Source organism: Methylophilus rhizosphaerae (assembly GCF_900100975.1).
In the GTDB taxonomy this organism is placed as follows: domain Bacteria; phylum Pseudomonadota; class Gammaproteobacteria; order Burkholderiales; family Methylophilaceae; genus Methylophilus; species Methylophilus rhizosphaerae.
The window spans coordinates 112,012-136,033 of sequence record NZ_FNFX01000005.1; the positions used below are offsets into that span (position 1 = coordinate 112,012).

Consider the following 24,022-nt stretch of genomic DNA (forward strand, 5'->3'; position numbering starts at 1 on the left):
CTGCGGTCAGGTAATCACGGCAGGGGTGGCTCCGGCAACGGCCGTGATTACCCCGGCATGGCAAGCACGGCTACAAGAGGCGCATTCGATCAATTAGAAACCGCCAGCATACATAGCCAGAAACGGGCTAAGTGGAATGGTCGAGCGCCCAGGACATTTGCTCGCAGCCTAGCAGTTTGGCCTGATACATCGCCTTATCTGCAATGGAAAGCAACTGTTCAATCGTATCCTGCTCCTTGCAAATGGCAAGGCCTATGGAAGTGCCCAGCTTGCACTCAATGCCCTGAATGGAAAATACTTTCTCGAACACCATCTGGCATTTCTGCGCGACCATTTCCACCGACGTCCGGGGATTATCCTGCAAGTCGGAGAGCACAACCACAAACTCGTCCCCGCCGACGCGCGCCAGCGTATCACTACCGCGAATCACCTTGCCAAGCCGCTGCGCCACTTCCACCAGTGCCAGGTCACCCGCTTCATGTCCCAACTGGTCATTAATTGCTTTAAAGCCATCCAGGTCAAGGTAAAGCAACGCCGTGCTGGTTTTTTTAACCCGCGCCAGGTCTATGGCTTGCTGCATGCGCAACGCCAGTAACTTGCGGTTAGGCAAACCGGTCAAGGCATCATGATGCGCGACATGGTTTAACTCCTGGTTCTGGGTGGAGATTTTCTGGTAGGCTTCCTTTAAGGAACCAATCAGATCCTCATTCTCAAAACTGATGCGCTGCGCCTGGCGTAAAGACTGGTTGAAACGATAGGCCACACCTATCATCAATAGATAGAACACCACGCAAAAGACAGCGATCACCATATTGACAATACCGTCGCCGGAAGCAAATACGAAGACTGTTGGCATCAACGCCGGTACACTAAATGCCAGAAAAGCCGGGATACAAGGCGCCATCGTCACCACGCCTCCCATAATCATGGCCTGAATCGCCGTGATACCCACCACCATGGTCATTGGTGGTGCATCCATGATGAGGAAACCCAGTGCCCCCCAGGCCAAGCCGGAGAGTGCAAGCGTCAGGCAATAGCGGAACGCCAGGCGGGAATCAAACCCCTGTGTTGAGAGTTTGTTTTTGCAGCGGTTGACCAACCACCAGCGCAGTACAATCATCGCATAGACTACTGCCATCCATGCGAGAAACAAATGGCTTTTGGCAGAATCAAGCTGGGAGATTGCAATCAGGAGGCCACCTATCGCACTACCTATTAATGGAATAGGCGAACTCGCAATCAGCCGATGAAATAATGCCTCGTCAACCCGACGTTCCAGAGTCGTCAAACCTCATCACTCCCCAAGCGCTTGTTTATCTTGTTTTTACTCAGAACCATGCTAATACAAGCGTTCAAAAATAACCAGCCGCCGGCTAAGCGTTTGCAATTCATTACAATCTGGAAAAAGAGGGATGGCAATGGACCGGCTGCCGAAATGGCAAAAGCCTATGATTTCTCATAGGCTTTTGAATATTTTGGTAGGGTGTGCGGGGATCGAACCCACGACAAACGGATTAAAAGTCCGCTGCTCTACCAGCTGAGCTAACACCCCATCTGTTTCTTGTTTGCCGCTTTGTTTTGCGTCAAATTTGAAAGAACGCGATTATGGGGGATGAATTAAATTTGGTCAATGCTGTTTTTGCTTTTTTGTACAAAAAAATGCATTTTTCCATGTATCCCCGTACCATGACATTACATTCCAGGGAATTTGCCACCCATCATGCCGCCCAGGCCGCGCATCATTTTGGCCATGCCGCCTTTGCTGAACATCTTCATCATTTTCTGGGTTTCTTCAAACTGGTTGAGCAGGCGGTTCACTTCCTGCACCTGCACGCCACTTCCGGCAGCAATCCGCTTTTTACGCGTCGCTTTAATCAACTCCGGTTTGCGGCGCTCTGCCGGCGTCATGCTATTGATAATGCCTTCAATGCGACGCAGGGATTTATCGACATCATCAGTGTTGACCTTTTGCGCCATGCCGGCAATCTGGCTGGGCATCTTATCCATGAGTGAAGCCATGCCGCCCATTTTGCGCATTTGCAGCATTTGCGATTTAAAGTCATCCAGGTCGAACTTGGCACCGGATTTGAGTTTGTCCGCGACTTTTTTCGCTTCGTCCAGATCGACTTTTTTATGCGCTTCTTCAATCAGGCTGAGCACATCACCCATGCCAAGGATACGACCGGCCATCCGGTCAGGGTGGAAAGGCTCCAGGCCATCGATCTTTTCACTGACACCGATAAACTTGATAGGCTTGCCGGTCACATGACGCACAGATAACGCAGCCCCTCCACGTGCATCACCATCCAGCTTGGTCACGATGACACCCGTCAACGGCAATGCCTCGCCAAATGCCTTGGCAGTATTGACCGCATCCTGGCCCTGCATGGCGTCGACCACAAACAAGGTTTCGGTCGGGTTAAGATATGCGTGCAGATCCTTGATTTCAGCCATCATGGCTTCGTCAATCGCCAAACGGCCCGCCGTATCGAAAATCACCACATCGTAGTAATTCTTTTTCGCCTGTTCCATCACCTGGGTGGCGATTTCGAGCGGCTTCTGCTGCGGGTTGCTGTCAAAACAGTCGATTTCAAGCTGCTTTGCCAACGTTTGCAGCTGGGTGATCGCTGCTGGCCTGTAGACGTCAGCGCTGGCCAAGAGGACTTTTTTCTTTTGTTCTTTGAGTAACCTGGCCAGTTTGCCTGAGGTTGTTGTTTTACCCGCCCCTTGCAAGCCGGCCATCAAAATAACCACTGGCGGCACTGCTGCCAGGTTCAGGCCGACATTGGCCTTGCCCATCAACGCGCTCAACTCTTCATTGACCACTTCGATCACGGCCTGGCCTGGTGTCAGGCTTTGCAACACTTCACGACCATTGGCGCGTTCTTTCACGCGGGCGATAAACTCCTTGACCACCGGCAATGCCACATCGGCTTCCAGCAATGCCATCCGCACTTCGCGCATGGCATCGGCAATATTGTCTTCAGTCAGGCGCGCTTGACCGCGCAGGTTTTTAATCACGCCTTGCAGGCGGCCGGTCAGGTTTTCCAGCATGGGGAACTCTCTTTACTACAGGTCTTTGAATAAGAGGGGGATTTTACATCATGCTAGGCGAATACGCCGAGTTTTGCCATAATGCAGAGCATGATTCAACATCTTGTTCCCTATCTGGTAGTCGCTTTTATCTACATGGCCGTGGCGATGGATTACTGGCGGATCGCCAGGCAAAACCGGCCAGCCAATCAAACGCAATTACCGTTCCAGCTGCACAGTGCCATGATCGCATTAGGCATTATCCTGCATGGCTGGCTGCTATATCGCGATGTATTCGCCCTGGGCGGGATTAACCTGGGCGTGTATTACGCGCTGTCTGCCATTTTGTGGTTGACGGTATTGATTTACTGGATCGCGGACCTCAAACATGCCTTGCACAGCCTGCAGGCGTTTGTGTTACCGCCCGCCGCACTCTTTGTATTGATGCCGGCATTTGCCATCAAGGATTATTACGTGGTGGCTGAAGGGCTGACCTTGTTCAGCCTGCATATTGCCATTGCCATGGTCGCTTACAGCCTGTTTACCTTTGCTGCGCTGCATGCCTGTCTGATGCGGGTGGCAGAACGTGCTCTGCACAAAAAGAACAGCTGGCTGACATTGCCGGGATTCCCGCCGCTGATGGTCATGGATGAACTGCTGTTCAAGGTATTACGTATCGGCTTCGTCCTGCTGACCATTACCCTGGTCAGCGGCATGCTGTTCAGTGAAGAAATTTTTGGCAAACCGCTGCAACTCAACCACAAGACCGTTTTTTCCATCGCCTCATGGCTGATTTATGCCTGGCTGCTATTTGGCCGGTTTAAATATGGCTGGCGCGGCAAAACTGCGACCCGCTGGACACTGGTGGGTTTTGTGCTGTTATTGCTGGCCTATATCGGCAGCCGTTTTGTGCTGCATGTGATCCTGAATCGCTAACGCCTGGCACATACAGAAAACGCACCATGTACGGTGCGTTTTTTATTGCAGCTTTATTCAGTAAGTTTACCGCAGGCTGATCAGCGGCCAACCGCGCTCCTTGGCATACTCGGTCAACGTCGCATCAGCATCCACCGCCACCGGATTGGTCACCAGTTTCATCAATGGCAAGTCATTGTGTGAATCGCTGTAAAAATAACTGGTTTGAAAATCTGCCAATGCCTGGCCACGCGCAGCCAGCCATTCATTCAGGCGTGTTACCTTGCCCTGCTGGAAGCTGGGTGTGCCGGATACGCCACCGGTGAATTGCCCGCCCACCATTTCCGGGTCTGTACCAATCAGGTTTTCAATGCCATAAGCCGTGGCGATCGGCTTGGTGACAAAACTGTTAGTCGCGGTAATCACCATACACAAATCGCCACTGGCCTTATGTTGGTTGACCAGATCCTGCGCTTTTTGCGTCATCATGGGCCGAATGACGTTTGCCATGTATTTTTTGTGCAATTCATCCAGGAACGCTTTCGGATGCTGCGCCAATGGCTGCAACTGGAATTTCAGGAAAGCATAAATATCCAGGGTGCCATTTTTGTAATCCTGGTAAAACTGCTCATTGCGTTCATGATGGGTTTTCTCATCCAGCAAGCCTTCCCCGATCAGGAAAATACTCCAGTTATAGTCACTATCCCCTGCCAACAGGGTGTTATCCAGGTCAAACAAGGCCAGATTTTGCTTCATACCATTCACTTCTTTAATAGTTAAACGATTTGTTCTTCGGGTACGGCTTCCCTGGTGGCTGTCAGTACCAGGAACACGCCAACTAGGATCACCGCCAGGGCGATATATTCCATCGTGTGGATACGTTCATCGGCAAACAATGCGCCAACCACGAAGGCGACCACCGGATTGACAAAAGTATTGCTGCTGGCCACCATGGGGCGTACATGATGCAACAACCAGTGATAAGCAGAAAAAGCCACGATAGACCCCAGCACCACCAGAAACGCAATGGCGGCCCATGAGCGCGCACTGACCTGCACCGGCCAATGCTCACCGAAGGCCACGCTGAACAGCAGGGCAATCAACCCGCCACACAACATCTGGCTGGCTGCCCCCATCAGGCCATCCGGCATGGTCATATGCTTGCTCCATACCGAGCCCAGCGACCAGCAGGCCGCTGCAAACATCAGCAAAGCGGCACTCAACCAGTCGCCTTGCAGGCTGCCGCGGGTATTCAACAACAAAATGCCAACCAGGCCAATCGCAATGCCGAGCCACTCGCGACGGCTGATTTTATGCCCCCACAAACTGGAAAAGATCGCCATCCAGATTGGGGCCGTGGCAATCGCCAGTGCTGCGACGCTGGAAGAGACATGCAATTGCACATGCGACACCGTACCATTGCCCAACACTGGTAACAGCAAGCCCACCAGTGCCGCGCCGCGCCATTGCACTAAATTGGGTGCCGCATGCCCCATGCTGCGCAGGATGATGTAAAGCAAGGTGCCCGCCACGGTAAAACGTATCCCTACCATGAAAAACGGCGGAAAACTCTCAATTGCGTACTTGATCGCAAGGTAAGTGGAGCCCCAGATAAAATAGGTACAGGTCAACGCAATGATCACTAATAACCAATGGTTTTTCTGCGTCATCATGACCGACCTTTCATTTATCACACGCCATCAATACAAAATAAAACGCTTGCTGCCGGATGGCACAGCAAGCGTTCACTCTCACTGGCATTTACACCTGCGGATTCAGTTTTTCCGGTTTGACATATAGCCTGTTCAGGGCATTCAGATAGGCCTTGGCAGACGCCACCACAATATCGGTATCCGCACCCTGCCCGTTCACAATACGGCCGCCTTTACTCAGGCGTACGGTGACTTCGCCTTGCGCATCGGTGCCGCTGGTAATATTGTTGACCGAATACAGCAGTAACTCCGCTGCACTGTTGACCACACTTTCGATCGCCTTGAACGTGGCATCCACCGGGCCGCCGCCAGTGGCTTCTGCCCGCTGTTCCATGCCATCGCGGTTCAGTGTCAGGATCGCATGCGGGATTTCACCGGTTTGCGACGCCACTTGCAGGTAAACCAGCTTGAACAGTTCAGCCGTGTCCTGCACCACCTCATCATTCACCAGCGCATGCAGGTCTTCGTCAAAAATTTCCGACTTTTTATCTGCCAGCTCTTTAAAGCGTGCAAATGCAGCATTCAACGCATCTTCGCTTTCAAGCTCTATGCCCAGTTCTTTCAAACGGGTACGGAAAGCATTGCGGCCGGACAGTTTGCCCAGCGTCAGTTTATTGGCACCCCAACCCACATCTTCGGCCCGCATGATTTCATAGGTTTCGCGGTGTTTAAGCACGCCATCCTGGTGAATACCGGATTCGTGCGCAAACGCATTGGCCCCGACAATGGCCTTGTTCGGCTGCACCGGATAACCGGTAATGGTCGATACCAGCTTGGATGCCGGCACGATTTGTGTCGTGTCTATGCGTGTGCCCAGGTTGAAAAGATCGCTGCGGGTTTTAATTGCCATGACGATTTCTTCCAGGCTGGCGTTACCGGCACGCTCGCCCAGGCCGTTAATCGTACATTCCACCTGGCGCGCACCGTTCATCACGGCCGCCAGTGAATTGGCCACTGCCATGCCCAGGTCGTTGTGACAGTGCGTAGACCACACCACTTTGTCAGAATTCTTCACGCGCTTGATCAGCTCGGCCATACGTTCGCCCCACACAGATGGGATGCTATAGCCTACGGTATCCGGCACATTGATGGTTTTGGCACCGGCCTCAATCACGGCTTCAAATACGCGCACCAGGAAGTCAACTTCCGAGCGCACGGCATCTTCAGCAGAGAATTCCACGTCTTCGGTATACTCACACGCCCATTTCACCGCTTGCACTGCACGCTCGACCACCTGGTCTTCACTCATGCGCAGCTTGTTTTCCATATGGATTTTGCTGGTGGCGATAAAGGTATGGATCCGGCCTTTGGCGGCGTGTTTGATAGCTTCGCCGGCACGGCGCACATCATTTTCACTGGCACGCGCCAATGAACACACGGTGGAAGTTTTAATCACTTTGGCGATTTCGGAAATGGCTTCAAAATCACCGGGACTGGCAGCCGCAAAACCGGCTTCAATCACGTCTACTCCCAGCTTTTCCAGCTGGCGGGCAATGCGGATTTTTTCTTCTTTTGTCATCGCTGCGCCCGGGCTTTGTTCCCCATCACGCAAGGTGGTATCAAAAATTATAATTTGTTCCATGTCTGTTCCTAAATCTGACAGCACAGATTTTACCCGCTTGCGATGTACTTGACCATCATCGCCATGCCGGTGCGGTAACCCCAATAAAAAACGCGCCAATAATGGCGCGTTTCCGGTTCAAGCCCCCTATCAGGCTTTATTTTTCTTGGCCATGCGGTCACGCCCCCATAAATAGTAGCCAGACAAGGTATAGACAAACACCACGCTGAACAACACTTCCGGCGGGCTGTAGGAAATCAGCACGAACGCCAGCACGACGGCCAGAATGGCGACAAACGGGACAGAGTGCCTGAGGTTGATATCCTTGCCACTGTAAAACCGGAGGTCAGATACCATGGAGCCGGCCGCGAACACGGTCAGGCACCAGGCAATCCACTTCACCTGCAAGGCACCGAAGAAAATCTCGCGCCCATCAATATTGTATTCGTAAGACACCCAGACAAAACCGGCCAGCAAGGCAGCCGCAGCCGGACTGGGCAAGCCCTGGAAATAGCGCTTGTCCTGGAACGGATCATCGATCTTGGTATTAAAGCGTGCCAGGCGCAAGGCGGCACAGGCACAGTAAATAAACGCAGCAATCCAGCCCAGTTTACCCATGGGCTGCAATGCCCATACATAAACGATCAATGCCGGCGCCACGCCGAATGACACCATATCCGCCAGGCTATCATACTCTGCCCCGAACGCACTTTGCGTATTGGTCATGCGCGCCACGCGGCCATCCAGCCCATCCATCACCATGGCAATGAAAATCGCCACCGCTGACTGCTCAAAATGCTGGTTCATGGCCTGCACAATGGCATAAAACCCGCCAAACAAGGAGGCAGAGGTAAATAAATTGGGCAACAGGTAAATACCACGTTGACGCAAAGTGGTATATTCCTCGCGGCGCGACGGGCGGTTTTGTGGTTCGGACATAGGAATGTTCAATAATGCAGAATATGCGCATTGTTGCGGGCAATCATAAAAAATGCAAGCGTCCGCGGACCATGCAAAAGCCCGCCGACCGGTAAGAGAGGCGACATGAGGCTGTGATAAAATACGCGTTTATTTCAGCCTGTTATCGCACGTTCATGCAGTTTTCCTTACACAATACCGACGGACTGGCCAGACGCGGCACAGTTCACCTGCCTCATGGCGACGTACAAACCCCCGCCTTTATGCCCGTGGGCACCTACGGCACCGTCAAAGCCATGTCACCGCAAGAGCTGAACGACATTCAGGCACATATCGTGCTCGGCAATACCTTTCACTTGTGGTTACGCCCCGGCCTGGAAGTGATTGCCGCACACGAAGGGCTGCACAAATTCATGGGCTGGGAAAACCCCATCCTGACTGACTCCGGCGGCTTCCAGGTCTGGAGCCTGGGCGATCTGCGCAAAATCACGGAAGCAGGTGTCAAGTTCAAATCGCCCATCAACGGCGACAGCTGCTTTTTAACCCCGGAAGAATCCATGCGTATCCAGCGCGTGCTCAATAGCGACATTGTCATGATCTTCGACGAATGCACGCCCTACCCGGCCAGCCATGACCAGGCGCAAAAATCCATGGAACTGAGCTTGCGCTGGGCGCAGCGTAGTCGCGATGCATTTAATGTCTACCAAACCCAGACGATTGCCCACACCCTCACCATGCAAGGCGGCCCTGAAGAAGTGGGCCAGTTGCGTTCAGGCAACGCGCCTACCAACGGCAACGCCTTGTTTGGCATTATCCAGGGTGGCATGTACGAAGACCTGCGCGACATTTCAAGGCTAGGCCTGGAAACAATTGGGTTTGACGGTTACGCGATTGGCGGCCTGTCAGTCGGCGAACCCAAGGAAGACATGTTGCGTATCCTGGCGCACACTGCGCCGCAGATGCCGAAAGATAAGCCACGCTACCTGATGGGAGTGGGAACACCTGAAGACCTGGTTGATGCCGTGAGCTATGGCATCGACATGTTTGACTGCGTGATGCCCACCAGAAATGCGCGCAATGGCTGGCTGTTCACGCAATATGGTGACGTCAAGATCAAGAACGCCAGTTATAAAACCGATACCCGCCCATTGGATGACGAGTGTGTGTGCTATACCTGCCAGAATTTCAGTCGTGCTTATTTGCACCACCTGCACAGGATAGGCGAAATTCTGAGTGCACGCCTGAATACTATCCATAACCTGCATTATTACCAGGTATTGATGCAGGGGATACGTGCAGCGATTGAAGAGAACCGGTTTGAGGCATTTAAGGTGGAGTTTGCCCGGAAACGGGCAGAGAAACGTTAATCGTACTCAAGGAAATTGAAATAACTTATATAACAACGCTGTGAGTTAGATGGTTTTTCGCAGGTAGATTAACCGTTTTTTTCGCCTCTCGGCGAGTGACTTTCTGGTGCTTGTCCCCCAGAAAGTAATCACAACCAACGCAGTGTTGCGGCGTAGGCTGACTTGCGTAGCAATGTTAAGCGTAGCGGCCGGAGTCAATTTCGTGACCGGCTTATGCCTAAGTCCGGCAAAGCAACGGACGAAAATCCTAAACTGAGCAACGCAGGAAACAAGCGGAAGCTGGGGTGTCCTGTTCTTTGCCTTCTTTCTTAGGGACAAGCATAAGAAGAATGGTCGCCTAAGGGCGAAATAAATGCCTCTTCAGCCCGCGAGATAATCAATAGCCACTGCACCCCTGGCAAGCAAAGAAAAGTAACTCGCCTAAAGACGAAAACAATCACCAAATAATCGCACCAATCCAACAACCTGAGAAGAAACGCCTCCTCCTCACTATCACCCACGCCGCTTCCCTTTCATTTATTCCGTTCCCTCATGTGCTAGAATCGCGAGTTATTTCGTAGATATTGATCAGGAATTAAGTATATGTTTATTAGTAACGCCTACGCCGCCGGCGCACCGACTACCGACATCATGGGCTTTTTGCCCATGATCGTGATTTTTGCGTTGTTCTATTTCATGCTGATTCGCCCGCAGATGAAACAGGCCAAACAGCATAAAGCGATGCTGGAAGCCCTGAAAGCAGGCGATGAAGTTGCGACGACTGGCGGTATCGTCGGTAAAGTCACCAAAGTAGGCGAAAATTTTGTCAGCATTGAAATTGCGGCCAATACAGTGGTGAATGTGCAGAAACACACCGTACAAACCCTGTTGCCTCCAGGCACTTTAAAATCCATTTAATTTAGCAAGACTACCCGGTCTTTTATTCCGAACAAGAGTTTGTTATGAACCGTTATCCGTTATGGAAATATGTGCTGATTGGCACCGTGTTTATCATTGGTTTGCTGTACACGATTCCCAACTTTTTTGGTGAATCGCCTGCGGTACAAATCAGCCCAGCCAAAACTTCACTCAAGGTAGACCAGGGTCTGCTGCAAAAAGTGGAAGATGCCCTGAAACTGGCGGACATTCCCGTGGATGGCATGTTCCTGGATCCGAATGGCGTCAAGGTACGTCTTGCCAGTACAGATATACAACTGCTGGCCAAGGACAAACTGGTGTCAGCCTTGGGTAAAGACTACACGGTAGCGCTGAATCTGGTACCACAGACCCCGAACTGGCTGCAAAGCATAGGTGCCAAACCCATGTATCTGGGCCTGGATTTGCGTGGGGGGGTGCACTTTCTGCTGCAAGTCGATATGAAGGCTGCACTGGACAAGGCTGCTGAAAGCACTGTTGGCGACTTCCGTATGTCGTTGCGCAAGGAAAAAATCAATTACTACGGCATTGAGCGCCAGGGCCAGGTGGTGGTCGTGAAGTTCGAATCAGAGGCTGAAGCCACCAAGGCACGCAACCTGCTGGCTAAGAATTTTTCCGACCTCACCTATAAAATCAGCGGTAGCGATAAGGATTTCAACCTGACCGCCAGCATGAGCGTCATGGCGCAAAAACGCATCCAGGAATTTGCGCTCAAGCAAAACCTGCAAACCCTGCATAACCGGATTAATGAACTGGGCGTGGCTGAACCTATCGTGCAGCAGCAGGGCCTGGACCGCATCGTGGTGCAGTTGCCTGGCGTTCAGGACACTGCCAAAGCCAAGGAAATCCTGGGCCGTACGGCCACACTGGAAATCCGCATGGTGGATGAAGAAAAATCCGACATGGCTACCTTGCAGAAAGCACAAGCAGGCCAGGTACCTTTTGGTGATGAATTGTATTTCGACCGCGAAGGCCGCCCAGTCCTGGTCAAGAAAAGCGTCGTGTTGACCGGTGACCGCATTACTGATGCCGGCCCTGGCGTGAACGGCCAAAACGGCTCCTCTGTGGTGAATGTTACTTTGGATGGCCGCGGCGCGGGCATCTTCAAGAATGTCACCCGTGAAAATGTCGGCAAACGCATGGCGATTCTGCTGATAGAGAAAAACAGTACCGAAGTCGTTACCGCACCCGTGATCAATGAAGAAATCGGTGGCGGCCGCGTGCAGATTTCCGGCATGGCCAACGCACAGGAAGCGACCGATATTTCATTGCTGTTGCGTGCCGGGGCACTGGCAGCGCCTATGGAAATCATTGAAGAGCGTACCGTTGGCCCCAGCATGGGTGAAGAAAACATCAAACGCGGCGTGCACTCTACCCTGTGGGGGTTTGCAGCGATTGCTGTCATGATGATTATTTACTACATGGTGTTTGGCGGCGTGTCCGTGATGGCGCTGGGGGTGAACCTGTTACTGCTGGTGGCGATCCTGTCCATGTTGCAAGCCACGCTGACTCTGCCCGGCCTGGCGGCGATTGCGCTGGCATTGGGTATGGCGATTGATGCCAACGTACTGATTAATGAACGTATCCGTGAAGAGTTACGCAACGGCAATACGCCACAAGCCAGTATCCACGCCGGTTATGATCGCGCGTTTGACACCATCCTGGACTCCAACGTGACCACACTGATTGCCGGCCTGGCGCTGTTCATGTTTGGCACCGGCCCGATTAAAGGCTTTGCGGTTGTTCACGTGCTGGGGATTCTGACTTCGATGTTCAGTGCCGTGCTGGTCTCCCGTGCGATCGTGAATCTCTTGTACGGCTATCGCCGCAAGATCGAAAAGCTTCGCATAGGTTAATTGCTGTTCACCCTCTATTTGAGTACAGATTATGGAATTATTCAGAATTAAAAAAGATATCCCGTTCATGAGCTACGGGCGTCTGACTACCTCGATCTCGCTGGTGACGTTCATACTGGCAGTGTTCTTTCTGCTGCACAGAGGTCTGCATTACGGCGTTGACTTTACCGGCGGTACAGTCATGGAAGTGCACTACCCGACCACAGCCAATATCCAGAAAATCCGTGAAGTCCTTGATGGCACCGGCCTGAAAGATATTACGGTACAGAACTTCGGTTCCAGCCAGGATGTGCTCATTCGCCTGCCAGTCAAGAAAGACATGTCAATCGCGCAACTGTCAGAAAAAATTTCGGGCGCATTGAAAGCCTCGGATAGCGGTGCGGAAGTACGCCGTGTGGAATCCGTCGGCTCGCAGGTGGGTGAAGAACTTTACGAAAACGGCGCGCTGGCTTTGCTGCTGGTGTGTTCAGGCATCATGGCTTACTTGGCGATGCGGTTTGAATGGCGTTTTGCGGTTGCCGCCATTATCGCCAACATGCACGACGTCATCATTATCCTGGGCTTCTTTGCCTTCTTCCAGTGGGAATTCAACCTGACCGTACTCGCCGCGATTCTGGCAGTGCTGGGTTACTCGGTGAACGAGTCCGTGGTGGTATTTGACCGTGTACGCGAAAACTTCAAGAAGATGCGTAAAGCCAGCGCGGTGCATGTCATTGATAACGCCATTACCCGTACCATGTCGCGTACCATCATCACCCACCTGATGACACAAACCATGGTCTGCTCCATGCTGTTTTTTGGTGGCGAAACCCTGCATAACTTCTCACTGGCGCTGACCATTGGTATTTTGTTTGGTATCTATTCTTCCGTTTTGGTCGCCTGCCCGATTGCCATGTGGCTGGGCGTAAGTCGCGCCAACCTGATCGGCGACGCAGAGAAGAAACCTAAAGACGAAGCGACACTCGCACCGTAACGGCCCTTTTACTCAATGCTTGATTTTTAGCCACTGGTGGGTACACTAGTGGCTTCTTGTTTTTAACATCACTCCTTTGGACAACATTCCTTTAAGCTGGCAAATTGGCCTGCTGCTGCTCTTGCTATCATTCACGGCATTTTTTTCCATCGCCGAAACCAGTTTGATGTCGCTCAACCGCTACCGCATGCGGCATATGGCGAAAGAAGGTCATCGTGGTGCCAAACTGGCCAGCCGCTTGATTGCGCAAACCGATAAAACATTGGGTGCCATTTTACTGGGCAACACTTTTTGTATCGTCGGCTCCTCCACACTCGAAGTCATCATTTCACATCGCCTGTTCGGCGAAGGCGACTATGTGCTGATGTGGGGCTCACTGGCAATCACCTTTGCCATCCTGGTATTCAGTGAGATTTCCCCCAAAGTGATTGCCGCCGCCCATGCGGAAAAACTTGGTTTTGCCTCGAGCTACCTGCTGTACCCGCTGCTGTGGCTGTTCAATCCTGTGGTCTGGTTTGTCAACCTGTTCGTCAAAGGCTTTTTGAAACTGCTGGGTGTACGTGTCAACTTTGAACATGCGCACGCCGTCACCACCGAAGAATTACGCAGCATAGTCAGTGATGCCGGGCAATATATCCCCTCGCAAAGCCGCATGATTTTGCTTAACCTGCTCGACCTGGAAGATATTATTGTCGACCACGTCATGACAGCCCATACCCAGGTAGAATTTATTGATCTCGACCACCCGGTGGAGCAGATCATGGCGCAACTGGCCAATAGCCATCATTCACGGCTGCCCGTCCGCCAAGGCGATCATGAGGATATGCTGGGCATTATCCATGTCCGCAAAGTATTACCGTTATTGCGTAACTTCCACGCTGGAAAAACCCCCACCAGGGAAGGATTACAGGCAGCTATCACGCCGCCCTATTACATCCCGTCCGGCACACCGCTGTATACCCAGTTGCAGCAATTCCAGAAACATCATGAACGTATCGCACTGGTGGTTGATGAATACGGGGAGTTCAAGGGGTTATTGACACTGGACGATATTCTGGAAGAAGTGGTGGGCGAATTCACCACCCAGTCGCCCGAACGCACCAAGGATTTCCACCAGAATGAAGATGGTAGCTGGATGGTGGATGGCAGCAGCCAGCTGCGCGATATCAACCGCAAACTGAAACTCTCCCTGCCCATTGATGGTCCACGTACCTTGAACGGCTTGATTCTCGAGCATTTCGAAGACATCCCCGAGCCAAACACCAGCTTCAAAATTGACGATCACCGCCTGGAAATCATTGATGCCCAGGACCGTATTGTCAAACGTGTCAAAATTTATCTCTAAAAGCCGCGCACAGGCCCCCCTGGGCCCTTGAATTTTTCTATACAAAGCGCAAAATGAACTCTAGATCAGGTAAGTAAAACTATGGTACGACCAAAGCGTGAAGGTGATTTGCTTCTGGATCCGCAAATTGCCAGACCCAAACCTCCAGAGTTATACAAGGTGTTGTTGCTGAACGACGATTACACCCCTATGGAGTTTGTAGTATTCGTCATTGAGCAGTTTTTTTCCAAATCGCGCGAACAAGCGACCCAGATCATGCTCAAAGTACATACAGAAGGCATGGGCGTTTGTGGCGTGTATCCGCAGGATATTGCCGAAACAAAAATGCATCAGGTGCTGGAATCCGCCCGTGAGGCGCAGCATCCGCTACAGTGCGTGATTGAAGCGGCTTAAGGTTCCCTCGGCCATACCGGGAATATAGGGGGAATATTATGACATTCCCAAGGTTCACGTGATGCCGGAGAGTGATAGGATAAGCAAATTAGTCTTTACGCTTGCCCCGCCCGGAAAATAATCACATGCAGGGATTGATTTTTTGGCAAAAGACACGATATCAATACATAGACAGAAGATGCCGATTAAAGATTGATCACCTCTGTGAAGATAGCGTTTTTCGTAGTGTAGTGTATTAAGGAAAGTCATCATGATTGCTCAAGAACTTGAAGTTAGCCTGCACATGGCTTTTATGGACGCCAGACAAAAGCGTCACGAATTGATTACTGTTGAGCATCTGTTACTGGCCATGCTGGATAACCCTACTGCGGCCGAAGTGTTGCGTGCGTGTGGCGCAAAATTTGACACACTACGGACTGAGCTGACTCAATACATCGAAGAACACACCCCGACAGTGGCCGGTACTGAAGAAGTCGATACCCAGCCAACGCTGGGCTTCCAGCGCGTGATCCAGCGCGCCATGCTGCACGTACAGTCTTCCGGTAAAAAGGAAGTGACCGGTGCCAATGTGCTGGTCGCGATTTATGGCGAAAAAGATTCGCATGCAGTATTTTTCCTGCATCAGCAAGGCGTCACCCGCCTGGATGTGGTGAATTTCATTTCCCACGGCGTGGCCAAAATCCAGGAGAGCGAGCCTAAAGCCACCGGCGCCGAACAGGAAACCGAAGGCGAAAGCGCTTCTACCGGCGCGCTGGAAAGCTTTACCCTCAACCTGAATACACAAGTCATTGCGGGGAAAATAGATCCGCTGATCGGCCGCAGCCTGGAGCTGGAGCGCGTGATCCAGACATTGTGCCGCCGTCGCAAAAATAACCCGTTGCTGGTAGGGGAAGCCGGTGTAGGTAAAACCGCGATTGCCGAAGGCCTGGCCTCACGCATCGTCAACAAGGAGATTCCGGAAGTACTGGAAAATGCGACCGTGTATTCGCTGGATATGGGCGCATTGCTGGCCGGCACCAAATATCGTGGGGACTTTGAACAGCGCCTGAAAGCCGTAATGAAGCAACTGGCTGAAAAACCGGATGCCATCCTGTTTATCGATGAAATCCACACACTGATTGGCGCAGGCTCAGCCAGCGGCGGTACTCTGGACGCAAGTAACCTGCTGAAACCCGCACTCTCCAACGGTTCGCTCAAATGCATAGGCGCCACCACTTACCAGGAATACCGCGGTATCTTCGAGAAAGATCACGCGCTGTCACGCCGTTTCCAGAAAATTGATGTGACCGAACCTAGCGTGGCGGAAACCATTGAGATCCTGAAAGGGTTGAAAGCCAGATTTGAAGCACATCACAGCGTGAAATACAGCGCCAGTGCCCTGACAGTTGCCGCTGAATTGTCTGCCAAATACATCAATGACCGCCACTTGCCCGACAAGGCCATCGACGTCATTGATGAAGCCGGTGCAGCGCAACGTATTCTGCCCAAGAGCAAGCAGAAGAAAGTGATTGGCAACAAGGAAATTGAAGAGATCATTGCCAAGATTGCACGTATTCCGCCCAAAAACATCTCGACAGATGACCGCAATGCCTTGAAAACGCTGGAACGCGATCTGAAAGCGGTCGTATTTGGCCAGGACAAAGCGATTGAAGTTTTGTCTTCTGCGGTCAAAATGGCGCGTAGTGGCCTGGGCAATGGCAACAAGCCTATTGGCAGCTTCCTGTTCGCCGGCCCGACCGGGGTGGGCAAAACCGAAGTCGCCAAACAACTGGCCTACGTGCTGGGCATTGAATTACTGCGCTTTGATATGTCCGAATACATGGAACGCCATGCAGTTTCACGCCTGATTGGCGCGCCTCCAGGCTATGTCGGTTTCGACCAGGGCGGCCTGCTGACCGAAGCCGTGACCAAACAGCCCTATTGCGTGTTGCTGCTGGACGAAATTGAAAAAGCCCACCCGGACATTTTCAATATCCTGTTGCAGGTCATGGACCACGGCACGCTGACGGACAACAATGGCCGCAAAGCGGATTTCCGCAATGTGACCATTATCATGACCACAAACGCGGGCGCTGAGAGCATGTCCAAAGCCAGCATCGGTTTCACCAATAGCAAGGATGTGACAGACGAAGCAGCGGATCTGAAGCGCCTGTTCAGCCCGGAGTTCCGCAACCGCCTGGATGCCATCGTGTCATTCAGCGCCCTGGATCAGGAAGTGATCCTGCGCGTGGTTGATAAATTCCTCATGCAACTGGAAGATCAGTTACACGAGAAAAAAGTGGATGTCACCTTCAGTGATGAGCTCAAGGCCTATCTGGGTAAAAAAGGCTTTGATCCGCTCATGGGTGCCCGCCCCATGGCGCGCCTGATCCAGGATACCATCCGCAAGGCACTTGCCGATGAGCTACTGTTTGGTCGCCTGAATGATGGCGGTCAGGTACATATCGATATTGATGAGCACGACCAGATCAAACTCATTTTCAAGGAAGAAGCCGTTTCTGCCTAAAGCGGCTATTTTGCATCCACAGCGACATCTATACTATAATGCCGCTGTGGTCTTGCACTTGCAAGAGTGCATTCTCGGCCTATCCCGGACTATCTTCAGAGAATATTTGCGGGCAGGCTCTGAATTAACATGTTACGCACACACTCATCACTGATACGGTAATGACAGGATCAATTACCAGACAGTCATGACCCTGTACATGCAAAAAATTTTCTATCTTTTACCCTTATTATGCTTGGTGTTTGCCTTGCAAACCACGGCTGCGGAACCCGCAGCCACACTCACATGGCTGCAAACAGACGCTTCCCCGGTGACGCTGTCCAACGTGGTTGACGACACCCTGTCAGCAGACTTCAGCAATATGAGTGACAGTATTGATATGCTGGAGATTGCAGAAGTCGATATCGACAAAATCATTTTACCTGCTTTCGACTATCCGCTACAGCGTGCTACTTGCCTTACGCCCGAACACCGGCTCCCCGCTTATCACCCTTTCTTCGCTTTCTCGCTGGATCGACCTCCCAGAACCCTTAATTCATGATTTCCCACACCTGCGGCATGCCGTAGGTGCGTCATTTTAATTATGAATTAAGATGGCTGTGTCATGATCCTTCACAGTCGTCTGAAAAGGATCGTTATGTTAAGTAATACCCGCTGGCGAAAAGCATCCAGATTATTATGCTTATTTTGCTGCACCTCCTCCCTGGCATTTGCAGACCCTACGTTTGACCTGAAAACCCTGTTGGACAAAGCCATCGCCGAAAACCCGATGATGGCTGTCAGCAAAGCTCAGACAGCCGCTGCCGCTGCCGGCATCACTGCTGCTCGCGCTTATTACAATCCTGACCTGGAAGTCATGGGCGGCCCCGCCAGATACCGTGGTGTACCAACACCTGGTGCCACCGAAAGAAACTACGGCATAACTATTTCGCAGCCACTGGATTTTCCCGGCACACGCACGTCACGCCGTGAATTGGCCGAGCAGCAGTTCACCTATGCTGAAAAAGGCATACAAACCACCAGTTTTGATTTGCGCAACCAGATCAAGCAAGCTTACCTGGGGGTGCTATTGCGCCAGCAATTGCTGGAAATGCTGGGCGCCAACCTGGCATTGCTGCAGGAAATTCAAAGCAAGGTCAAACGTAAAGTTGAAATCGGTGAAGCACCCAGGTATGAACTGATCAAGGCAGACACCGAGTTACTGGCCGCTGAACGTGATTACGCCAGCGCACAAACCCGTATTGATGAGGCCAAGGCCATCTTGCGCGGCATGATAGGCAATATGCCGGACAGTTTTGAAATCAAATCGGAGCTACCGACCATTGCAACGTTGCCCAGTATTACCGAGTTACGTCAGTCGGCAGAAAACAATCCCTATTTACAGCAATTGATCACAGCCAAGGATGGCGCAGAAGCCAAGTTGAAACTTGAGCAGGCCCTGCGCTTCCCTGGCCTGACCCTGAAGTCTGACTTCACTCAGGATCCGGACCTGAATACGTTCAGGGTAGGGGTCGTCGTACCTTTGCCCGTCTGGAACCGCCGGGAAGGCCAAATCGCCCAGGCAGCCGCGGGCATTGAAGAGGCGGATGCCAATATCAAGCTGCAACAACAGGTACTGCGCAAGGAGATTGACAGCGCCTATCAGCGTAATGTGATTGCCAGCAACCAGCTCAAGGTATTTGAAAACGGATTATTACAACAGTCCGAAGCCACGCTCAGCCGTGCAGAAGCAGCCTATAAGTTCGGAGAACGCGGCATCCTGGAATATCTGGATGCGCAACGCGTCAATCGTGATGTCAAGCGTGACTATCTGATTGCCAAATTCGATTATTTTTTCAGTGTATTGCAAATCGAACGTTTCATCGGTTCGGATTTGGTTCAACCATAAGGGGATGGTCATGTCTCGCATTTTATTCTCAACTATATTGACGGCCGCACTGGCCCTGCTATCCACCGCATGTTCCGAAAAACCGGTCCCTCCCCCGGAAACCAAAGTAGCCATAGACCCTAACCTGGTCACGCTGACACCGGAACTGGAGGCCAATGTCAAAATCGGTGCCGTGTCCGAAATACAATTCGTCGACACCTTGCGGATTCCAGGTCGTATCCAGGTCGATGAGCAGCATGAGTCACGCGCCGGTGCTTCCATTACCGGCCGTATCAGCACGCTGGATGTGCACCTGGGGGACGAAGTCAGGACTGGCCAGCGCCTGGCAACCATCAAGAGTACGGAACTCGCGCAATACCAGTTGAATTATATTAAAGCCAGCCAGCAAATGCAGTTGCAGACAAAAGCGGTCGACCGCGCCAAACAATTGCTGGAAGCCGATGTCATCAGCCTGGCCGAACTGCAGCGCCGGGAAGGCGAGCTGAATGCCGCCAGTGCCGAAGTGAATGCCGCACGCGACCAGTTACTGGTACTGGGGATGACCTCAGGCAGCATTGCGCAATTAAGCTTGCACAATAGCGGTATGTCCACCAGCCAGGTGACCTCTAAAATCAATGGTACCGTCATTGCACGCAATGCCAGGCTGGGACAGGTCGTGGCACCCGCCGAGGAGCTGTTTGTGATTGCCGATCTTTCTCATGTATGGGCAGTAGCCGAGGTGCCGGAACAACAGATTGCGCATATCCGCGAAGGCCAATCACTGAATATTGAAGTGCCTGCGCTGGATGATGCCGAACTGACAGGCACTTTGTCATTTGTAGGGGATATTGTGAACCCGGCCACACGTACCGTAATGGCACGCGCCAATATCAGCAATCCCGACATGCAGTTAAAGCCCGACATGCTGATTACTATCCTGCTGGAAGCCAAACCGGAAAAAGTGATTGCGATTCCATCCACCGCCGTGGTCCGTGAAAACAACGCCGACTACGTGTTCTCGCAAACATTGAAGTCCAAACAATACAAATTACTACCCGTGACACTGGGCCGGTCATACCACGGGCAAAGAGAAGTGTTGCAAGGTTTGCAACCTGGCGACCAGATCGTGCTGGATGGCGCTTTCCACGTCAACAATGAGCGTAAGCGCAAAGAAATGGAGTAAAGCATGATTGAGTCTTTAATTCGCAGCGCGCTCAAGCAGCGCCTGATCGTACTGGTGCTGGCCATTGCATTGATGGTGGCCGGTGTATTTGCAGTCAAGAAGTTATCACTTGATGCTTTTCCCGATGTTACTAACGTACAGGTGCTGATTGCCACCCAGGCCACGGGTAAATCCCCTGAGGAAGTGGAGCGACTGATCACGGTACCGCTGGAAATTGCCATGACCGGCTTGCCGGGGCTGACGGAAATGCGCTCGCTGAACAAGAACGCCTTGTCGCTGATTACCCTGGTGTTCACTGATGACACCGATGTCTATTTTGCGCGGCAACTGGTCATGGAGCGACTGATGGAGGTCATGGATCGCATGCCTCAAGGCGTCAACCCGGTACTGGGCCCGGTTTCCACGGGCCTGGGTGAAGTGTACCAATATACACTGGACAAACCCTCTGATGGCAAAAAGGAGTTATCGCAGGAAGACCTGACTGAACGCCGTTCCATCCAGGATTGGGTAGTGCGCCCATTATTGCGTGGTATTCCCGGCGTAGCAGAAATCAACTCGCAGGGCGGTTACGTCAAACAGTACCAGGTGCTGGTCAACCCGGATCGCATGACGCACTTTTCGATCAAGCTCAAAGATGTATATGAAGCATTGGCACATAACAATGCCAACAGTGGCGGTGGCGTCCTGCCACATTATGCGGAACAATACCTGATTCGCGGTGTAGGCCTGGTACAGAACCTGGACGATATCCGCAACATGGTATTGAAGGAAAATAACGGCATTCCTGTATATATCCGCGATGTGGCTGAAGTCACCATCGGCCATGAGGTACGCGTCGGTGCCGTGCTCAAAAACGGCGATACCGAATCGGTAGGTGGCGTCGTCATGATGATGCGCGGTGGTAACGCCAAAGAAGTCGTCAGCCGGATCAAAGCCCGGGTAGAAGAAATCAACAGCCAGGGCATGCTGCCGCACGGCCTGCAAATTGTGCCTTATTATGACCGCAGCGAACTGGTAGATGCTGCCTTGCACACTGTCACCAAAGTGCTGATTGAAGGCATTATCCTGGTGATTGTGATCCTGTTCCTGTTCCTGGGTGACGTGCGTTCCAGCCTGATTGTGGTGGGTACCCTGATCCTGACCCCCTTAATCACGTTTATGGTGATGAATCATTACGGGATTTCCGCCAACCTGATGTCGCTGGGCGGCCTGGCAATTGCCATTGGCTTAATGGTCGACGGGTCAGTGGTCGTGGTCGAAAATACGTTTCACCATTTGGGTCATCGCCATGGTGAAAGCAAGATACGAATCGTACTCGAAGCAGCTGCAGAAGTAGCGACACCAGTGCTGTTCGGGGTGGGTATTATCATCCTGGTATTCCTGCCACTCATGACGCTGCAAGGGATGGAGGGCAAAATGTTTGCGCCTCTCGCTTATACCATCGCCATTGCGCTGTTTGTATCGCTCATCTTGTCTCTCACCCTGACACCTGCCTTGTGCTCGTATATGCTCAAAGGCGGCAGCGGGGAGGATACCAGGCTGATACAAGCCATTAAGCGCCCTTACCTGAGCGCGCTCAACTGGGTACTGGGTAATGAGAAAAAAACCATTGCTGCTGCAACATTACTGTTTATTGGCACCCTGGCCCTGTTTCCGTTCCTGGGGTCTTCCTTTATCCCCGAGATGAAGGAGGGTTCCATTGTGCCGGGCATTAACCGTGTGCCGAACATTTCGCTGGAAGAATCCATCAAAATGGAGAACAAGGCGATGAAACTGATCATGGAAAAAGTGCCTGGCATCAAGTCAGCCGTTTCCGGCCTGGGGCGCGGTGAAAGTCCGGCAGATCCGCAGGCACAAAACGAGTCCACGCCCATTATCAGCCTGAAGCCGCGTGAAGAATGGCCGGAAGGCTGGACACAGGATGATATTGCCGAAAAAATGCGCGCCGTATTGGAGCAGTATATTCCGGGCGTGCAAATCATCATGGCACAGCCAATTTCAGACCGTGTCGATGAATTGCTGACCGGCGTGCGGGCCGATGTCGCAGTCAAGATTTTTGGCGAAGATCTGGACGCATTGAAGCAGAAAGCGGACGAAATCGCCAGGATCGCCGGCACCGTGCCGGGAGCGACGGAAATCAAGGTGGAGAAAGTGTCGGGGCAGCAATACCTGAACATCACCATTGACCGTCAGGCCATTGCCCGCCACGGCATCAATGCTTCAGATGTGCATGATGTGATTGAAACCGCCATTGGCGGCAAGATTGCGACTGATATCTTTGAAGGTCAGCGCCGGTTCTCGGCTGCTGTGCGCTACCCTGCCTCCTTCCGTAACAATGAAGAAGCCATCCGCAATATTATGCTGACCTCGCCCAATGGCTCCCGCGTCGCTCTGGAGGATCTGGCCGATATTGAAGTCAGGGACGGTCCAGCGCAGATCAGCCGCGAACTGGCCAAACGCCGCATCGTGATCGGTGTTAACGTCAAAGACCGTGACCTCGGCGGGTTTGTGGCAGAGTTGCAACAGGTACTGGGACAAAAACTGCAATTACCGGATGGTTACTACCTGGAATATGGTGGCCAGTTCCAGAATATGGAGCGCGCTATGGGTCACCTGATGATCATTATCCCGGCCACCATTGCCGCGATTTTCTTCCTGCTGTTTTTGCTGTTCCAGTCGTTGCGGTTCGCCACCATGATTATCCTGGTGTTGCCGTTTGCCTCGATCGGCGGCGTGATTGCACTGTTTGTCACGGGAGAATACCTGTCCGTGCCTGCTTCTGTCGGCTTTATCGCCTTGTGGGGCATCGCCGTGCTGAATGCAGTGGTGCTGGTTTCTTATATCCGTACTTTGCGTGAAGAAGGCAAGAGCCAGCTGGAGGCGATCCGCCAGGGTTGCGCCCAGCGCTTCCGGCCAGTGATGATGACCGCCACGGTCGCGATGTTAGGCCTGGTGCCATTCCTGTTTGCCACCGGCCCCGGTTCAGAAGTGCAACGGCCATTGGCCATTGTAGTAATTGGCGGATTGATTACCTCCACCTTGCTGACATTGATTGTAGTACCGACCTTATACCGTAAATTTGAAGAAAACAAGATAGAGGCCTGATGCCAGCGCTTAGGCCTCTATGTCGAAAAGGATAATTCATGAAAGAAATTAAAGCCGTTGTCCAGCCGGCAAAGCTGGCAAAAATCCGCGCGGCACTGCGCCATATCAAAGACTTTCCCGGCATGTCGGTGAACAAGGTAGAAGGCTGCGGTAAACATCTGCAAACACCGAGCGCGGGGGTGAAAGAAGAGTTGACGGACTACAGCCCAAAGGTTTATCTCTATATGGTGGTGCCGGACGAACTGGTAGAGGGAATCTTGCAAATCATCGTGGAGGTGGGGCATACCGGCAATATCGGTGACGGCATTGTCTGGGTCACGCCGGTCGAACGCATGATACGGTTGTCCGAGCAAATTGAAGTGCTGGGTTAAGA

At 52.3% G+C, this 24,022-nt stretch carries 19 protein-coding genes and 1 tRNA gene; 13 read left to right on the top strand and 7 right to left on the bottom strand.

Features of this window, described 5'->3' with window-relative positions:
• Positions 1 to 127 precede the first annotated feature (127 nt).
• From BLP53_RS12345 to ffh, 3 genes are all read right to left on the bottom strand, one after another.
• Complete coding sequence (locus tag BLP53_RS12345; RefSeq protein WP_091472525.1) at positions 128 to 1,288, bottom strand: GGDEF domain-containing protein; 1,161 nt, start codon at positions 1,286 to 1,288, stop codon at positions 128 to 130.
• Positions 1,289 to 1,476: 188 nt separating this feature from the next.
• Positions 1,477 to 1,552, bottom strand: a tRNA-Lys gene (locus BLP53_RS12350).
• Positions 1,553 to 1,692: 140 nt separating this feature from the next.
• Positions 1,693 to 3,054 carry a signal recognition particle protein gene (gene ffh, locus BLP53_RS12355; protein ID WP_091472529.1) on the bottom strand — a complete coding sequence of 454 codons (1,362 nt, stop codon included), beginning with the start codon at positions 3,052 to 3,054 and terminating at the stop codon, positions 1,693 to 1,695.
• 81 nt (positions 3,055 to 3,135) lie between these two features.
• Between ffh and BLP53_RS12360 the strand changes: the two genes are divergently transcribed.
• A complete protein-coding gene (locus tag BLP53_RS12360; RefSeq protein WP_091472532.1) occupies positions 3,136 to 3,969 on the top strand; it encodes a cytochrome C assembly family protein in 834 nt (277 codons plus the stop codon).
• Positions 3,970 to 4,035: 66 nt separating this feature from the next.
• Here BLP53_RS12360 and BLP53_RS12365 read toward each other — a convergent pair whose 3' ends face one another.
• From BLP53_RS12365 to pssA, 4 genes are all read right to left on the bottom strand, one after another.
• On the bottom strand, positions 4,036 to 4,704 hold the full coding sequence (locus BLP53_RS12365; RefSeq protein WP_091472537.1) for a histidinol-phosphatase: 669 nt from the start codon (positions 4,702 to 4,704) through the stop codon (positions 4,036 to 4,038).
• Positions 4,705 to 4,724: 20 nt separating this feature from the next.
• A complete protein-coding gene (gene yedA / locus BLP53_RS12370) occupies positions 4,725 to 5,618 on the bottom strand; it encodes a drug/metabolite exporter YedA (protein ID WP_091472984.1) in 894 nt (297 codons plus the stop codon).
• A 91-nt stretch (positions 5,619 to 5,709) separates the two neighbouring features.
• The gene (locus BLP53_RS12375; RefSeq protein ID WP_091472540.1) at positions 5,710 to 7,242 is read right to left on the bottom strand and encodes a 2-isopropylmalate synthase; all 1,533 of its coding nucleotides are present in this window, start codon (positions 7,240 to 7,242) and stop codon (positions 5,710 to 5,712) included.
• A gap of 129 nt (positions 7,243 to 7,371) precedes the next feature.
• Positions 7,372 to 8,160 carry a CDP-diacylglycerol--serine O-phosphatidyltransferase gene (pssA, locus tag BLP53_RS12380; RefSeq protein ID WP_091472544.1) on the bottom strand — a complete coding sequence of 263 codons (789 nt, stop codon included), beginning with the start codon at positions 8,158 to 8,160 and terminating at the stop codon, positions 7,372 to 7,374.
• Positions 8,161 to 8,315: 155 nt separating this feature from the next.
• On the opposite strand from pssA, the gene BLP53_RS12385 reads away from it, so the two are divergent.
• The 12 genes from BLP53_RS12385 (at position 8,316) to BLP53_RS12440 (ending at position 24,020) form a co-directional block, all read left to right on the top strand.
• Positions 8,316 to 9,506: a tRNA guanosine(34) transglycosylase Tgt gene (locus BLP53_RS12385; RefSeq protein WP_091472547.1), complete on the top strand. Its 1,191-nt coding sequence runs from the start codon at positions 8,316 to 8,318 to the stop codon at positions 9,504 to 9,506.
• A gap of 582 nt (positions 9,507 to 10,088) precedes the next feature.
• Entirely contained in the window at positions 10,089 to 10,403 is a 315-nt protein-coding gene (gene yajC, locus BLP53_RS12390; protein ID WP_091472550.1) for a preprotein translocase subunit YajC, read from the top strand.
• A gap of 44 nt (positions 10,404 to 10,447) precedes the next feature.
• A complete protein-coding gene (gene secD / locus BLP53_RS12395; RefSeq protein WP_091472553.1) occupies positions 10,448 to 12,277 on the top strand; it encodes a protein translocase subunit SecD in 1,830 nt (609 codons plus the stop codon).
• Positions 12,278 to 12,308: 31 nt separating this feature from the next.
• The gene (secF, locus tag BLP53_RS12400; RefSeq protein ID WP_091472556.1) at positions 12,309 to 13,250 is read left to right on the top strand and encodes a protein translocase subunit SecF; all 942 of its coding nucleotides are present in this window, start codon (positions 12,309 to 12,311) and stop codon (positions 13,248 to 13,250) included.
• A gap of 76 nt (positions 13,251 to 13,326) precedes the next feature.
• Positions 13,327 to 14,595 (top strand): HlyC/CorC family transporter, encoded by a 1,269-nt coding sequence (locus BLP53_RS12405; protein ID WP_091472559.1) that lies wholly within the window; start codon positions 13,327 to 13,329, stop codon positions 14,593 to 14,595.
• Between the two features lie 81 nt (positions 14,596 to 14,676).
• A complete protein-coding gene (gene clpS, locus BLP53_RS12410) occupies positions 14,677 to 14,988 on the top strand; it encodes an ATP-dependent Clp protease adapter ClpS (RefSeq protein ID WP_091472562.1) in 312 nt (103 codons plus the stop codon).
• Positions 14,989 to 15,238: 250 nt separating this feature from the next.
• Complete coding sequence (clpA, locus tag BLP53_RS12415) at positions 15,239 to 17,494, top strand: ATP-dependent Clp protease ATP-binding subunit ClpA (RefSeq protein ID WP_091472566.1); 2,256 nt, start codon at positions 15,239 to 15,241, stop codon at positions 17,492 to 17,494.
• Between the two features lie 199 nt (positions 17,495 to 17,693).
• Entirely contained in the window at positions 17,694 to 18,035 is a 342-nt protein-coding gene (locus BLP53_RS12420; protein WP_091472988.1) for a hypothetical protein, read from the top strand.
• 96 nt (positions 18,036 to 18,131) lie between these two features.
• Positions 18,132 to 19,382: a TolC family protein gene (locus tag BLP53_RS12425; RefSeq protein ID WP_091472568.1), complete on the top strand. Its 1,251-nt coding sequence runs from the start codon at positions 18,132 to 18,134 to the stop codon at positions 19,380 to 19,382.
• Between the two features lie 10 nt (positions 19,383 to 19,392).
• Positions 19,393 to 20,544: an efflux RND transporter periplasmic adaptor subunit gene (locus BLP53_RS12430; protein ID WP_091472991.1), complete on the top strand. Its 1,152-nt coding sequence runs from the start codon at positions 19,393 to 19,395 to the stop codon at positions 20,542 to 20,544.
• A gap of 3 nt (positions 20,545 to 20,547) precedes the next feature.
• Entirely contained in the window at positions 20,548 to 23,649 is a 3,102-nt protein-coding gene (locus tag BLP53_RS12435) for an efflux RND transporter permease subunit (RefSeq protein ID WP_091472571.1), read from the top strand.
• 38 nt (positions 23,650 to 23,687) lie between these two features.
• Entirely contained in the window at positions 23,688 to 24,020 is a 333-nt protein-coding gene (locus tag BLP53_RS12440) for a P-II family nitrogen regulator (protein ID WP_091472574.1), read from the top strand.
• Positions 24,021 to 24,022: the final 2 nt, after the last annotated feature.